This window comes from Mycobacterium sp. E3305, assembly GCF_001666785.1.
Taxonomy (GTDB): domain Bacteria; phylum Actinomycetota; class Actinomycetes; order Mycobacteriales; family Mycobacteriaceae; genus Mycobacterium.
Genome location: NZ_LZJA01000059.1, coordinates 1 through 13,877 on the forward strand (window position 1 = coordinate 1; position 13,877 = coordinate 13,877).

Genomic DNA, 13,877 nt, shown 5'->3' on the forward strand with positions numbered 1-13,877 from the left:
CCGTGCAGGTGCACCATGGAGAAGAACAGCTCATCGCCGGGCAGCGCGACGTCGTGCGAGAGGCCGACGTAGCCCACGTGACCGCCCGGTCGGGTGGCGGAGATCGCTTGCATCATCGATTGCTGGGTGCCGACCGCCTCCACGACGCTGTGGGCGCCGAGGCCGTTCGTCAGGTCTTTGATCCTGGCCACACCTTCGTCGCCGCGTTCTTCGACGATGTCGGTCGCCCCGAACTCGCGGGCCAACGCTTGGCGATCGCGGTGCCGGCTCATCGCGATGACCCGCTCGGCGCCGAGTTGCCTGGCGGCCAGGACGCCGAGCAGTCCGACCGCTCCGTCGCCGACCACGGTGACGGTCTTGCCGGGACCGGCCTCGGCCGCCACCGCGGCGAACCAGCCGGTGCCCAATACGTCGGAGGCCGCCAGCAGGCTCGGGATCATCTCTGCGGGCGGCATCTCGGGTGTGGCCACCAGGGTGCCGTCGGCCAGCGGGATGCGCGCGTACTGGGCCTGGGTGCCGATGTTGCCCATGAGTTCACCGTGCACGCAGCGGCTCTGATAGCCCGCTCGGCAGATCTCGCAGGTGTTGTCCGACGTGACGAAGGAGCCGACGACGAATTGGCCGGGCGCGACGTTGCGGACGTCGCTGCCGACCTCCTCCACGATGCCCACGTATTCGTGTCCCATGGGGGCGTTGTGCACCTCGTCGGCGCCGCGGTACGGCCACAGATCCGAACCACAGATGCAGGTCGCCGAGATCTTGATGATCGCGTCCGTCGGATGGATTATCTCGGGATCACCCCGGTCTTCGACTCGCACGTCCCCCGGGGCATGCATTACGACGCCGCGCATGGGTGAGCCTTCCTCTGCATCATCATTGGTCGTTGTCGACCCTAGTCGCGGCGGCCGCGAGCCGCGCGGGCACCGGCGCCGCTCATGCGCGCGCGTTCGTGTCGGCGCGCCGCCGCTGCCGGCCCTCAACCCGCGGGCTCGAACTTTCCGACGAAGTCGGAAAACCGTTGCGTGTCTTCCGCACAAGCGCCACCGGCGCCTTTAAGCTGGCTCCGATCAAGAGGAGGGGCAGCGACGTATCGGCATCAACTATGGCGCCGGGCGACAAGGTGGTCAGGGCGCGCTAACCGCGAGTGCTGAGCCGGGCGGGATCAATCCCGCGCCGGCTCGCCGTGGTCGGCGGACCCGGTGGGTCGCTCCCGTGCGCAGGGTCGGTCGGCTGGCGATCTGGGACAAGCCGGAGCGGCGCAGCGGGATTCCGGCGCTCGACGGGCTGCGTGCGATCGCCGTCGCGCTGGTGCTGGTCGGCCATGGCGGCATCCCCGGGGTGGGCGGCGGATTCATCGGTGTCGACGTCTTCTTCGTGCTCAGCGGATTCCTGATCACCTCGCTGCTTCTGGACGAGCTCGGCCGCACCGGCCGTATCGAGCTGACCGGCTTCTGGATTCGCCGCGCACGGCGGCTGCTGCCGGCCCTGGTGCTGATGGTGCTCACCGTGGGCGCCGCCCGCCAACTCCTTCCCGACCGCTCCCTCACCGGCCTGCGCGACGACGCGATCGCGGCGTTCCTGTGGGTGGCGAACTGGCGGTTCGTCGCCCAGAAGACCGACTACTTCACGCAGGGTGCCCCGCCCTCGCCGCTGCAGCACACCTGGTCACTCGGGGTGGAGGAGCAGTACTACTTCGTGTGGCCGGTGCTGCTGATCGCGGTGACGCTGGTGTTGGCCGCGCGCGCGAGGCGCCGCTTCACCCGCGCGACCGTCGGCGATGTCCGATTCGCGACGTTCGTCATCGCCACCCTGGGGGCCCTGGCTTCGGCCGCGGTCGCCATGGTGATGGTGTCCGACGGCACCCGGGATCGCGTGTATTTCGGCACCGATACCCGCGCGCAGGCGTTGCTGACCGGCGCCGCGGCGGCGGCTCTGCTGGTTCGCGACTGGCCGTCGCTGAACCGCGGCTGGTGCCTGATCCGAACCCGGTGGGCGCGGCGCGTCGCCCGCGTTCTGCCGCTCGTCGGGCTGGCGGGACTCGCGGCGGCGACCCACTACGCGACGGGCGACAGCGGCGAATTCCGCCACGGTCTGCTCATCGGGGTCGCGGTTGCGTCCGTCGTCGTGGTGGCGCCGGTGGCCTTGGAGCAGCGCGGGGTGGTCGCCCGCATCCTGGCCGCGCCCCCGCTGGTGTGGCTGGGCACCATCTCCTACGGCGTCTACCTGTGGCACTGGCCAATCTTCCTGGCACTCAACGGCGAACGCACCGGATGGAACGGGTTGCCGCTGTTCGCCGCGCGGTGCGCTGCGACGGTGGCGCTGGCCGCGGCGTCCTGGTGGCTGATCGAGCAACCGATCCGGCGTTGGCGGCCGGCGCGGGTACCGCTGCTGCCGTTGGCTGCGGCGACCGTGGCCAGCGCCGCCGCGGTGACCCTGCTGGTGGTCCCGGTGGGGACCGGTCCCGGCCTGCGCGAGGCCGGCCTGCCGCCGGGAGTCTCGGCGGTCGCCGCCGTGTCCCCGTCGCCGCCGGGCGGCGGCCGCCCCGCCGGTCCCCGCGATCCCAACCGGCCGTTCACCGTTTCGGTGTTCGGGGATTCGATCGGGTGGACGTGGATGCATTACCTGCCGCCGACGCCGGGATACGCGTTTCTCGACCACACCGTCATCGGCTGCAGCCTGGTGCGCGGCACGCCGTATCGGTACATCGGTCAAACCCTGGAGCAGAGGCCGGAGTGCGACGGTTGGCCGATCAGGTGGGCGACGCAGGTCGCCCAGGACCAACCGGATGTCGCGCTGTTGGTCATCGGCCGTTGGGAAACGGTCGACCGCGTCAACGAGGGTCAGTGGACCCACATCGGCGATCCCACGTTCGACGCGTACCTCAACGGTGAGCTGGAGCGGGCGCTGAACATCGTGGGGTCCACCGGCGTTCGCGTGGTGGTCGCCACGGTGCCCTACAGCAGGGGCGGCGAAAAGCCGGACGGGCGACTGTATCCGGAGGACCAACCGGATCGGGTCAATCTGTGGAACACCATGCTGCGCAAGACGGTGAGCCATCACCCCAACGTGCAGATCCTGGACCTGAACAAGAAGCTCTGCCCGGACGGCGTTTACACCGCCAAGGTCGACGGCATCAAGGTGCGCAGCGACGGCGTCCACCTCACGCCCGAAGGGGTGAAGTGGTTGACGCCGTGGCTCGAGGAATCGCTGCGTTAAGCCCCGGTGCGGCAGCTCAATTCCATGCTGTCGCTGTCCCGGACCGCGAAGTTGAAGCTGACGTAGCCGTTCTCGGGATCACGCACCCGGTCCAGATACGGTTGGGTGTCCGCGGCGCTGGCGTTGTCGGCGACCACCAAGGCGCCCGTCGACAGCCGCGGCTCGAGCAGCTCGATCACCGGCAGGTACAAGTCCTTCCAACCGTCGAGCAAGACGAAGTCGACCGGTCCGTCCAGGGTGGCCAGCGTGGCCAGCGCGTCCCCTTCGAGGATCGTGATCACGTCGTCGAGGCCGGTGCTGGCGAATGTCTGTCTTGCGGCGGCGATCTTGGAGTCGTTGAGCTCGGTCGTCACCACTCGGCCGGCGCCGTTGTCGCGCACCGCAGACGCCAGGTGGACGGCGGAGATGCCGAACGACATGCCGAATTCGACGACCGTCGCCGGACGGGTCGCGCGCACCAGCGCATAGAGCAACCGGCCGGCATCGGGCGTGACCGGGATGTAGAACTCGCTCATCGCGTCGGCGCGCTCCTGCGCCGTCATCGGCCGGTCGAAGTCACCAATCCGCTGACGCAACGGCGACATCTGGTTCTGCGCTTCGGTGTACATGCGGTCGAGCACGGACGCGACCTTCGGGTCTTGGAGAGTGTTGGCCATGCCGTCGAGGGTAGGCGTCGGCGGCGCGCGAGCGGCTGCGCAGCGGCGGCGGGGGCCACGACCTGCCGCAATGGCTACGCAAATGAGTTTGACGGGCACTGGGCCGCGGTGTAAAAAGGTCTTCGCAAGCACCTCGGTAGGTGAGGCGTCTGCACGGACACAGGCCACTGACCCCGAACGTCGAGAGACGCCCCGGGTCAGGACAGCTCTTCCCGGACCCAAGGGTTGAGCCCAAGTGGCTTCCGGAACGGCCATCGACGGAGTTCCGGATACGCCGTGCAGTGCCGAAGCTCCGACGAGAGGGGTGCGACGGCGGCGTGTTGCCGGCATTCGCTCCTCCCTCGTTCAGGTGACATGTGATGACACCCGCGCGTGTCATGGCCGTGAGGAGGTGAGGGCGAGATGAGTCCAGGCGATAGTCCCTATCCGAAATCCGTCTTGTCCCGATCCGGTTCCGGCATTCATTCTGCCGCTTGAGCTTTCGCGATCATCGCTGGCAATCCGGGCACGTTCAACGCGCCCGCGGCTCGCCGTCGCTGTCCGCCTGATCTGAGCCGATCGGACCTCCCCTGAAGGAGAAGATCATGGCTTTTGTTGTCACACAGCGTGTTACCGGTCGCACCGGGGGGCGCGGCCGGGCATTGCTGCGGTCGGCGCGCCTGCTGGCGACCAAGCTGCACGCGCGGAGCGCCCTGACTCCCCAGGAGCGGGCGAACCTGTACGTGTCGCGGATGCCGATCGCGGTGGTCACGGCCTCGCTGGGCGGCCACCCCTCGACCGGCGACCGCCGGTGACGCTTCGGGCGAACACACCATGACCCCCGTGTCATCCGAGGCCCTCGGCGCCGTCAGCGCGCCAACGACTCCGGCCGCGCCACCCGCCGGCGACATCGTCAGTGCGTTCGGCCGCATCGGCGCGACGGAGCCGGGGCCGCCGTACGGGCGCTCGGGGGCGGCCTGGATCCCGAGCAGGTCGACGAGCTCGACGACACCCCAACGCTCACCCGCGCGGAGCGCCGCGCGGTCCGCCGGGCGGGGCTGTTCACCCTGCGGGCTTATCTAGTCGTCGCGGTAGCCCTGGTGGTGGTCAAGATCGTGCAGGCGGGAGTCGTCGGCCCCGCCGCGTCATTGTGAATCCGTAGGCAGCAGAACGATTTTGCCGCGGGTGTGGCGCTTCTCCAATTCTTCGTAGGCGTCGGCGACCCGATCCAGCGGGTAGGTGGCGGCGACCTCGAAATCGATCGCGCCGTCGGCGACGAGGCCGGCTATCCCGGTCAACACCTCCGGCGTGGACGCCTCGGCGCTGCCTTCGGTCTTGGCGCCCACCTCGGCGGCCTTCTGGAACGAGATGATGGTGTCGATTCGCTCGGGTGCGACGCCGAGATCGACGGCAAGCTGCACGTAGTCGGGGCCGAACAAGTCGATGAACGCGTCGATCCCGGACGGTGCCGCCTCGCGCAGCCGAGTGGTCAGCCCGTCCCCATACGGGATCGGGATGGCGCCGTGGGCGCGCAGCCAGTCGGCGTTGTCGGGTCCGGCGATGCCGAGCACCCGTGCCCCGCGGAGCGCGAGAAGTTGCACGGCGATGCCCCCCACCCCGCCCGCGGCCGCCGAGACGCCGACCGTCTCACCCGGTTGCGGTGCCACGGCCCGGACGGCAGCGTACGCCGTCACGCCGACGACGTAGAGCGAACCCGCCACCTCCCAACTGAGTTGGGGCGGTTTGCGGATCAGCTGGCCCACTGGGACGGCCGTGTGGGTCGCGTGGCTGGATCGGCGGAAGCTGAACCCCAAAACCTCGTCGCCCACCGCGAATTCGGTGACCCCGGCGCCGACCTCGGTAACGACCCCGGCGAGGTCGCTGCCCTGCCCGGATGGGAAGGTCGCGGGAAACATCTCATGCATCGCGCCGCTTCGGATAGCCGCCTCACCCGGATTGATCCCCGCGGCGCGGACCTCGACCACCACCTCGCCGGGCCCGGGCCGAGGCATGTCGATGTCGGCCACGTACAACACCTCCCGGCCCCCGTACCGGTCGAACCGTACGGCGCGCGCCGCAGCAGCCGTCATGTCGTTTCCTCCCACCGCGAGCATCCCTTCCCTCAGCCAGCATAGGCACGCAAAGGCGGGTGCCCAGTGCCCGTCTGGTGGCGCGGCCGCGAAGGCACCAGCGGCGTCAGACGCGGAAGGAACGCCCATGGAGGTGCGGTCGACGTCGGACGTAAGCAAGAGGTCGCGATCATGAGGGGCTTGCCCGGCTAACCACTACACCATCCCGAGTAACCGCAAGTCGAACACGTACTTGGCGATCAAGTCGGCCGACAGGTGCGGAATGTCCTTGTCCGCACCGATCTTTGCGGCCTGGACCGCCGCACGGAAGACGTCGGTCGGGGCCGGCGCCCCGCGCAGCGGCCGCTCCGGCTGGTGGTAGGCGTCCAGCAACGGCAGCACGGATTGTTGCCGCTGCTGGTCCGGCAGGGCGCGGAGCGCCGTGCCGAACCGCCGGAGCCACTCGTGGTAATCCTCGATGCGCCGGATGTCGTGGCCGTCGGCGATCAACCAGTCCACGAACACGTCCAGGGAGATCCCGTCGTCGTGCGGGTTCATCACGTCGAAGGAGCGGAACGTCCCGGACGGCTCCGGCTCGTCGGGGGCCATCGCGAGCTGCTCGCCGAGCGCCGCCACGGCCTCGGCCACGAAGTCCGCGGGCAGGCCGTCGTAGTGGGCCCTGGCCCGGTCGCCGGTGCCGGTGGGCTCGTAGAACGACGACGGCGCGATTCCGGTGACCAGCAGGCTGAAGATCAACCGCGTGAAGGCATCTGGAACGTTCAGCTGCCCGGCGTAGCGGCTGTGGGCGAGGATCATGTCGGACCGGAAGACGGCGACCGGCAGCTCGCAGAGATCGTGCGCCTCGCGCAGCAGCACCTCTCCGGCCCACTTGCTGTTCGCGTACCCGTTTGCGTAGCCGGATCCGATCGGCCGCACCGGGCTGATCGTGCGGATGTCACCGTCTTCGGTGAACCGGGCCGGATCGACGGACATGGCCACGGCGACCGTCGACAGATAGGTCACCGGTTTGATGCGTGCGGTGAGCGCCAGGCGGATGATTTCAGCGGTGCCAACGACATTGGGCCCGAACAGCTGGTCGTACGGCAACACGTGATTGACCAGCGCCGCCGGGTGAACGATCATGTCGACGCTGCGGGCCAGCCGGTCCCACGTCGCTTGGTCCAGCCCCAGGCTCGGCTCGCCGATGTCGCCGGCGATGACCTCGAGGTGGTCGGCCGCCAATTCGCGGAACCGATCGACCAGATGCGGGTCGCCACTGCGGTAGACACCTTCGAGACGCTCGGCGGCCGCTGCCGCATCGGTGCCGCGCACGATGCAGACCAGTCTTCCGCCCGTCTCGGCGAGGCGCTCCAGCCATTCCAGGCACAGGAAGCGGCCGAGATAGCCGTTGGCGCCGGTCAACAGCACCGTGTGCGGTGTGCCGGTGGCCCGCGGCAGGGTGGGGGCGTCGGCCAGCGTCTTCGGGTCGAGGAATTTGTCCAGCCTGAGGTCGGTCGCGCGGGCCTCGGTGGCGTCCCTCCCGTGCACGGACCCGAACGTCGGGCGGCGTGACCCCGAATGGCGCTCGGCCTCAACGAATTCCGCGAGCTGAGCCAGATCGGTGGCCGGACCGATGATCATTCCCACTGGCACCTCGACGTCGAAGATGTCCTGCAGCAGGTTGGAGAAGGTCAACGCCGACAGCGAATCCCCGCCGAGTTCGATGAACAGGGCGTCGGGGTCGGGCGGACCGCCGGCGAGACCGAGGAGCGCCTCGGCGGCGCGGGACAGCGTGTCGATGACCGGCCGATCCGCCGCTCCCTCTCGCAGCGCCCGCAACTCGGAAACCCGGTTGGCGGCCAAGTCCGCGTACAGCTGCTCGAGCCGGTCGCCGTAGTGCTCCTTGAGCTTCGGCCGGAGCAGCTTGCCCACCCCGGACAGCAGACCGTTGTCCTCACTGAACGGCTCGACCTCGACGAGAAAGTCGGCGGGCACCTCGTAGGACTGCAGCTCGGCGAGGCCGGCTGCCTGGCGCAGGGATTCGTGCAGAGCGGTCTTGATCCCGTCGGCATCACCGGCGAACCTGTCCAGCGCGTCGGCGGTCGGCACGATGACGGCCAACAGATACGGGCGTTCGCTGTTGCCGTAGACGAAGATCTGCCGAATCAGCGCCGCGCTGCTGAACACGGCCTCCAGGCTGGCGACGGCGACGAATTCGCCTTGGGCGAGCTTCAATACGTTGTTGCGCCGGTCGACATAGGCGAGCCGGTTCGGCTCCAGCTCCGCCATCACATCACCGGTCCGGTAGTAGCCCTGCGCGTCGAAGGCATTGGCGGTGACGTCCGGGCGCTTGAAGTATCCGGGCGTGGCCGTCAGCGACTTGACGAGCAGCTCGCCCCGCGGAAAGGGCTTGTCGGTAAGGAAATAACCCAACTCGGGTACGTCGATGAGCTTGTAGTCCAAGACCGGCGGCGCAGCGATCCGGCCGTCCTTGGTCACCATCCCGACCTCGGTCAGCCCGTAGCCGTCGAGGACATGGACCTCCAGGCAACTCTCCACGAAGGCCCTCATCTCGGCTGCCAGGGGCGCGGTGCCGCAGAAGGCGGTGACGATGCGCCCGCCCAGCACCCGCTCGCGCAACTCGGTGCGCGCCTCGGCTTCCGCGGATTCCGCGTCGGCCCCCTGGGCGACCCGCCGGTCGACGGCACTCTGGTAGCGCTGGTACAGCATCTCCGCCACCCGGGGTACCAAACCCATTTCGGTGGGGCGCACCAGGTTCCAGTCGTCGAACAGCGTGGACAGGTCGCTCTCGGGCACGAAGTAGCTGGTGCCGCCCGCCTGGAACGCAGTCGACAGGGGGATCCGGCCGCCGAGGTGATTGAGCGGCATGAAATTGACGTTGAACACGGGTGTGTCCGCGAAGTCGGGCATCAGCTCGTTGGTCCACAGCTTGCACAGCATGCGCTCGGTGTACATGGCACCCTTGGGCAGCCCCGTGCTGCCCGAGGTGTACATGATCATGGCCAGCCGCTCGTCGGTGCCGCCGGCGTACGCCGGCTCGGGCGGCAGGGCGCGGCCGCGCTCGATCAGCTCGTCGAACGTCTCGATCGTCACCGACATGCCGGCGGCCGAAAGCTTCGCCCGCGCACGCGCCAAAGCCTCGCGCTGATCGTCGATTTGGGGGGAGTAGTCGAAGACCACCAGGCGTCTCACCGACGCGCTGCCCAGCGCCGCTTCGACGGCCAGGTCGAGGTAGCCGGCGCCCGCCGCGAGTACTCGCGGCTCGACCTCGGCGACGATGGGCCGCAACCGGGACGCCGCCGCATTGTGCTGCAGGGGCACCGCGACCAGCCCGAGATACCCGCAGACCAAATCCAGGGTCAGGTACTCGGCGCTGGCGAAACCGACTGTGGCGACGAAGTCTCCGGGCGCCACCGGGTGAGCCGTGTCGTTTCGCCATGCGGTGGCGATCGCTCCTACGTTGGCCCACAGATCGCGGTAGTTGAGGGTCTCGAACCGGGGGAGCAATTGCGCAGTGGTGCGGCCGCTTTCGGGATCGGTGACCAACGAGCGTGCCCGGCAGCCCAGCGCCGGACGATCGGCGTAACCGTCGACGAAAGTCTGCAGGATCTCGGTCAGCCGCAGTCCCGGCCGGCGGGCCGTCCGCTGGAGTGACGGGTCCGGCTTGGCGCTCCGGAACTGCTCGTCCCCCGCGTCCAGTCGGCGAATCCGGTCGGCCACCCGCTCGCGCGCCGCGCTGCTCGCACCCGCAACGTTCGATTCTTCGTGCGCCGCGTCACCGGTCATGAACAGCCTCTCGCTCGGGTCCTCGTCCTACCGGAACTCACCGTCGCGGGCCAGTCTTCCGTTCAAGCGTTGTGACGGTTGTCACAGGGGAGGGGAAGGTTGGATCACGCCGCGTTTCAAAAGGGCGCGTGCGCCGCCAGGATCAGGCGACGACCTGAATCGGATCCCCCACGTTCACCTGGTTGAAGTACCACGCGGCGTTGTCGGGGCTGAGGTTGATGCAGCCATGGCTCACGTTGGCGTAGCCCTGAGAATCGACCGACCAGGGCGCGGAGTGCACGTAGACGCCGCTCCATGTGACGCGGACGGCGTATTGGGCGGTGATTTTGTATCCCTCGGGTGAACTCAGCGGGATGCCGATGGTCCGCGAATCCATCACGACCGACCGCTCCTTTTCCAGGGCGGTGAAGTTGCCGACCGGCGTGGGCCGGCTGGGCTTGCCCATCGAGGCAGGCATGGTGCGCAGCACCTCGCCGTTTCGGCTGACGGTGAAGGTGTGCCCGGAGATGCTCGCAACGCCGAGAAGCGCGTCACCGGTGTCGAATCCCGTCGTGAGGGCCTGGATACCCACCGAGACGTGGGTGTGAGGAGGCCAGTACTGGTTCGGCACCCACTGCACGACATCGTCCTTGACCCATTCGAAGTGCCCCGGTGTGTTGCTCGGCGACGTCACGTGGATGGACCGCTCGACGGCGGCGCGGTCACCGACGGGTGCCCGGAAAGTCACCACCACCGGGTGCGCGACCCCTACCACCGCGCCGTCGGCCGGCAAAACCGCGGCGATGCCGGGCATGGGTTGGGGAGCGGGAATGGCGGCGTGGCTGCGGCCGGTCGCTCCGACGAGGCTCAGCGTCGTGATCGCGACCATAACAAACAGATAACGAACACCGCGGCGCATGGCGTCCACCCTTCGGTATGGTGCGATAAACACCAGATTATTCTACTGGCTGCCCCGGCGCTGTCGCTTTCAGCAAACTCTGGCGGGTTCGCCGCTCAGCGGTAGCGATCCGATCATCGCGTAGATTCCGCCATGTTGACTGGGTGCTCGGTTCATGGCGGACCCTGGCCCGGTCTGACGGGGATTACCATTTTGGGCTGGAGATAAACGACCCGCTTGCGCGGCGGTTGCCGCCGTCGGGGCGGTTTCCCACCAGCGCAGTCGCTTTCGGGGTGCGGCCGAGTTCGGCCCGCCCGCGCCGCCGCTTTCCACCGAGCTTCCTCGCCGGCCCGCTGATTGGCCGGGGCGCCGGTGACGCGTTAGCCTCAGCAAAACTCCTTCGGGCCGAGGAGGTGCGGGTGCTCTTCCGTCAGCTGGAGTATTTCGTCGCGGTCGCGCAGGAGCGCCACTTCGCCCGCGCTGCCGAGAAATGCTTCGTCTCCCAACCGGCGCTCTCTGCCGCGATCGCCAAGCTGGAACGGGAACTGAACGTCACCCTGATCAATCGCGGCCACAGCTTCGAGGGCCTCACGCCCGAAGGGGAGCGGTTGGTGGTGTGGGCCAGGCGGATTCTGGCCGAACACGACGCGTTCAAGGCCGAGGTGCATGCGGTGCGGTCCGGCATCACCGGCATGCTCCGGTTGGGGACGGTGCCCACGGCGTCGACGACGGCGTCGCTGGTGCTCTCGGCGTTCTGCTCCGAGCACCCGTTGGCGAAGGTGCACATCCTTTCCCGGCTGGCGGGCACCGAACTGTACCGTCGGCTGCGGGAATTCGAACTGGACGCCGCGATCGTGCACGCAGAGCCCGACGAGGCCCATGAGGTGAATCTGGTGCCGCTGTACCGGGAGCACTATGTGCTGTTGTCACCCGCGGACATGTTGGGGTCCGCCGCATCGACGATGACCTGGCCGGAGGCCGCCCAGCTGCCGCTGGCATTGCTCACCGCGGACATGCGGGACCGGCAGATCATCGACAAGGCATTCGCGGACCACGCCATAGAGGTGTCGCCCCAGGTCGAAACCGACTCCGTCGCTTCGCTATTCGCACAGGTCGCCGCGGGCAACTGGGCGTGCATCGTGCCGCACACCTGGTTGTGGACGTCGCCGCTGGGCCCGGAGGTCCGCGCGGTGCAGATGGTCGACCCGGTGCTCACGGCGGACATCGCCCTGGCGACCAATTCCGCAGGCCCCGGGTCGCCGATCGCCCGGGCGCTCGCCGCCTCCGCCGCGCAGCTGTCGCTGAACGAGTTCTTCGACGTGCAACTGTCGCGTATCACCCACCGGCGTTGACCGCCTTGCTGGTCGGGTTCAGGCTCGCCAGATGCCCACTTTCCACTCCCGCCGCCGGGTCGAGTTCGCAGTCGATGACCGCCGGTCCGCGAGAGCCAATCGCCTCGGACAGGGCCGAGCGTAACTCCGACGGGGTGGTGACGTGATATCCCTTGCCGCCGAAGGCCTCCGCGATCAGCTCGTGACGTGCCCGCGCGTTGAGCACGGTCGGTGCCGGGTCGGAGCCGTTGGGTGCCTCGTCGCCGCGGTAGACGCCACCATTGTTGAGAATGACCACGGTCACCGGCAGGCGGTAGCGGCAAATGGTCTCGACTTCCATGCCGCTGAACCCGAACGCGCTGTCCCCCTCGATCGCGACCACGGGCTGCCCGGTCTCGACGGCGGCGGCGATGGCGTAGCCCATGCCGATGCCCATGACGCCCCAGGTGCCCGTGTCCAGCCGGTGGCGCGGTAGCTCCATACCGATGACGTTGCGGGCCAGGTCCAGTGCGTTGGCCCCCTCGTTGACCACGTACGCCTCCGGGTTGTCCTGCAGCACAGCGCGAATCGCGCCAAGCGCGTTGTAGAAGCGCATCGGGTGCGGATCTTCGGCCAGCCGCTCGCGCATCTTGGCATCATTGCGGGCGGTGCGCTCGGCGAGCTCCCCGGTCCATTCCGCGGGCGCGGTGACGGGACGGGCGGCCAAGCCGTCACGCAACGCCGTCATCACCGAGCCGATGTCACCGGGCAGGGGCGCCGCGATCGGCTGATTGCTGTCGAACTCCGCCGGCGCTATGTCGACCTGAATGAACTTGGCGTGCGCCGACCACTGCGGCGAATCCCCATGCCCGAGAAGCCAATTCAGCCGTGCGCCGACCAACAGCACCGCGTCGGCGCGTGCGATCGCGAGCGAGCGCGCGGCCGCCGCCGACTGCGGGTGTGAATCCGGCAGCAGGCCCTTGGCCATCGACATCGGCAGAAATGGAATACCGCTGGCCTCCACGAACTCGCGGATCACGTTGTCCGCCTGGGCGTATGCCGCCCCCTTGCCGAGCACGATCAACGGTCGCTCCGCTCGCGCCAGCACCTGCAGCGCGCGCTCGACCGCCTCGGGTGCCGGCAGCTGCCGGGGCGCCGGGTCGACGATCCGCCAGACGGTGTCCGCGCCGGCCGCGGCGTCCATGGCTTGCCCCAGCACGTCGCCGGGGATGTCGAGGTACACGCCGCCGGGACGGCCGGAGATCGCGGAGCGCATGGCGCGCGCGACGCCGCGCCCGATGTCCTCGATCCGGTTGATCCGGTAGGCCGCCTTCACGAATGGTCGCGCGGCGTTGAGCTGGTCGATGTCCTGGTAGTCACCGCGCTGCAGATCGACCAGCGCCCGATCGCTCGATCCCGAGATCTGGATCATCGGGAAGCAGTTCGTGGTGGCGTTGGCGAGCGCCGGCAACCCGTTGAGGAAACCGGGACCGGACGTCGTGAGGCACACACCCGGCCGGCCGGTGAGGAATCCGGCCGCGGCCGCCGCATTGCCGGCCGAACCCTCCTGCCGGAAGCCGATGTAGCGGATGCCGGACGCCTGTGTGACGCGGGCGAGGTCGGTGACCGGGATGCCGACGATCCCGTAGACGGTGTGCACGTCGTTGGCCTTGAGCGCCTCCACCACCAGGTGGAATCCGTCGATCAGCCGCGCGGACCCCTGCGCCTGGCCGGGGGATGCCGAAACTGCGGTCATGGTGGTGACTCCTCACGTCTGGTCGGAGGTGAAGCAAAGCCTGCGCCCTTACTTTGACGCCGGGGCCCGGCGGGTGTCCAAGACGGGGCCGCTATGCGCCGATACATGTCGTCTATCGGCGCTAGTCAGCCGCGGTTTCGGGGCGTCGATAGCCGTTGGTTATCGGCCGTGAGTGATTCGGTATTGGACGGGTGGGAGGCTCACCCG

9 protein-coding genes, 1 pseudogene and 1 riboswitch are annotated in these 13,877 nt (G+C 68.6%); of the genes and pseudogenes, 4 read left to right on the plus strand and 6 right to left on the minus strand.

Going from position 1 to position 13,877, the window contains the following annotated elements:
• On the minus strand, positions 1-851 hold an 851-nt coding region (locus A5701_RS05915; protein WP_067749789.1), incomplete at its 3' end, for an alcohol dehydrogenase catalytic domain-containing protein.
• 310 nt (positions 852-1,161) lie between these two features.
• On the opposite strand from A5701_RS05915, the gene A5701_RS05920 reads away from it, so the two are divergent.
• Complete coding sequence (locus A5701_RS05920; RefSeq protein ID WP_197504926.1) at positions 1,162-3,216, plus strand: acyltransferase family protein; 2,055 nt, start codon at positions 1,162-1,164, stop codon at positions 3,214-3,216.
• Here the strand turns inward: A5701_RS05920 and A5701_RS05925 are convergent.
• A complete protein-coding gene (locus tag A5701_RS05925; protein ID WP_067749793.1) occupies positions 3,213-3,872 on the minus strand; it encodes an O-methyltransferase in 660 nt (219 codons plus the stop codon). The two genes, A5701_RS05920 and A5701_RS05925, sit on opposite strands and share 4 nt — an antisense overlap.
• A gap of 125 nt (positions 3,873-3,997) precedes the next feature.
• Positions 3,998-4,183, plus strand: a riboswitch (M-box (ykoK) riboswitch).
• A gap of 273 nt (positions 4,184-4,456) precedes the next feature.
• On the opposite strand from A5701_RS05925, the gene A5701_RS28000 reads away from it, so the two are divergent.
• Positions 4,457-4,666 (plus strand): hypothetical protein, encoded by a 210-nt coding sequence (locus A5701_RS28000; RefSeq protein ID WP_156669942.1) that lies wholly within the window; start codon positions 4,457-4,459, stop codon positions 4,664-4,666.
• Between the two features lie 129 nt (positions 4,667-4,795).
• A pseudogene (locus A5701_RS28755) lies at positions 4,796-5,005 on the plus strand (manganese transporter); the annotation flags it as partial.
• Here A5701_RS28755 and A5701_RS05930 read toward each other — a convergent pair.
• The 3 genes from A5701_RS05930 to A5701_RS05940 all read right to left on the minus strand — a co-directional run bounded on the left by A5701_RS05930 (position 4,997) and on the right by A5701_RS05940 (position 10,625).
• Positions 4,997-5,941 (minus strand): NADP-dependent oxidoreductase, encoded by a 945-nt coding sequence (locus A5701_RS05930; RefSeq protein WP_067749831.1) that lies wholly within the window; start codon positions 5,939-5,941, stop codon positions 4,997-4,999. The pseudogene A5701_RS28755 and the gene A5701_RS05930 sit on opposite strands and share 9 nt — an antisense overlap.
• Before the next feature lie 195 nt (positions 5,942-6,136).
• Positions 6,137-9,727: a carboxylic acid reductase gene (gene car / locus A5701_RS05935; RefSeq protein ID WP_067749795.1), complete on the minus strand. Its 3,591-nt coding sequence runs from the start codon at positions 9,725-9,727 to the stop codon at positions 6,137-6,139.
• Positions 9,728-9,869: 142 nt separating this feature from the next.
• The gene (locus A5701_RS05940; RefSeq protein WP_067749835.1) at positions 9,870-10,625 is read right to left on the minus strand and encodes a L,D-transpeptidase family protein; all 756 of its coding nucleotides are present in this window, start codon (positions 10,623-10,625) and stop codon (positions 9,870-9,872) included.
• A gap of 398 nt (positions 10,626-11,023) precedes the next feature.
• Here A5701_RS05940 and A5701_RS05945 point away from each other — a divergent pair, with 398 nt between their 5' ends.
• Positions 11,024-11,956, plus strand: a complete 933-nt coding sequence (locus A5701_RS05945; RefSeq protein WP_067749837.1) for a LysR family transcriptional regulator — start codon at positions 11,024-11,026, stop codon at positions 11,954-11,956.
• Here A5701_RS05945 and oxc read toward each other — a convergent pair.
• Positions 11,940-13,670, minus strand: a complete 1,731-nt coding sequence (gene oxc / locus A5701_RS05950) for an oxalyl-CoA decarboxylase (protein ID WP_067749797.1) — start codon at positions 13,668-13,670, stop codon at positions 11,940-11,942. The genes A5701_RS05945 and oxc overlap by 17 nt on opposite strands.
• Positions 13,671-13,877 lie beyond the last annotated feature (207 nt).

Excerpts from the sequence above, each read along its gene's own strand:
- A5701_RS05925 (WP_067749793.1), bottom strand. The coding sequence starts at position 3,872 with ATGGCCAACACTCTCCAAGACCCGAAGGTCGCGTCCGTGCTCGACCGC.
- A5701_RS28000 (WP_156669942.1), top strand. The coding sequence starts at position 4,457 with ATGGCTTTTGTTGTCACACAGCGTGTTACCGGTCGCACCGGGGGGCGC.
- A5701_RS05930 (WP_067749831.1), bottom strand. The coding sequence starts at position 5,941 with ATGACGGCTGCTGCGGCGCGCGCCGTACGGTTCGACCGGTACGGGGGC.
- car (WP_067749795.1), bottom strand. The coding sequence starts at position 9,727 with ATGACCGGTGACGCGGCGCACGAAGAATCGAACGTTGCGGGTGCGAGC.
- A5701_RS05940 (WP_067749835.1), bottom strand. The coding sequence starts at position 10,625 with ATGCGCCGCGGTGTTCGTTATCTGTTTGTTATGGTCGCGATCACGACG.
- oxc (WP_067749797.1), bottom strand. The coding sequence starts at position 13,670 with ATGACCGCAGTTTCGGCATCCCCCGGCCAGGCGCAGGGGTCCGCGCGG.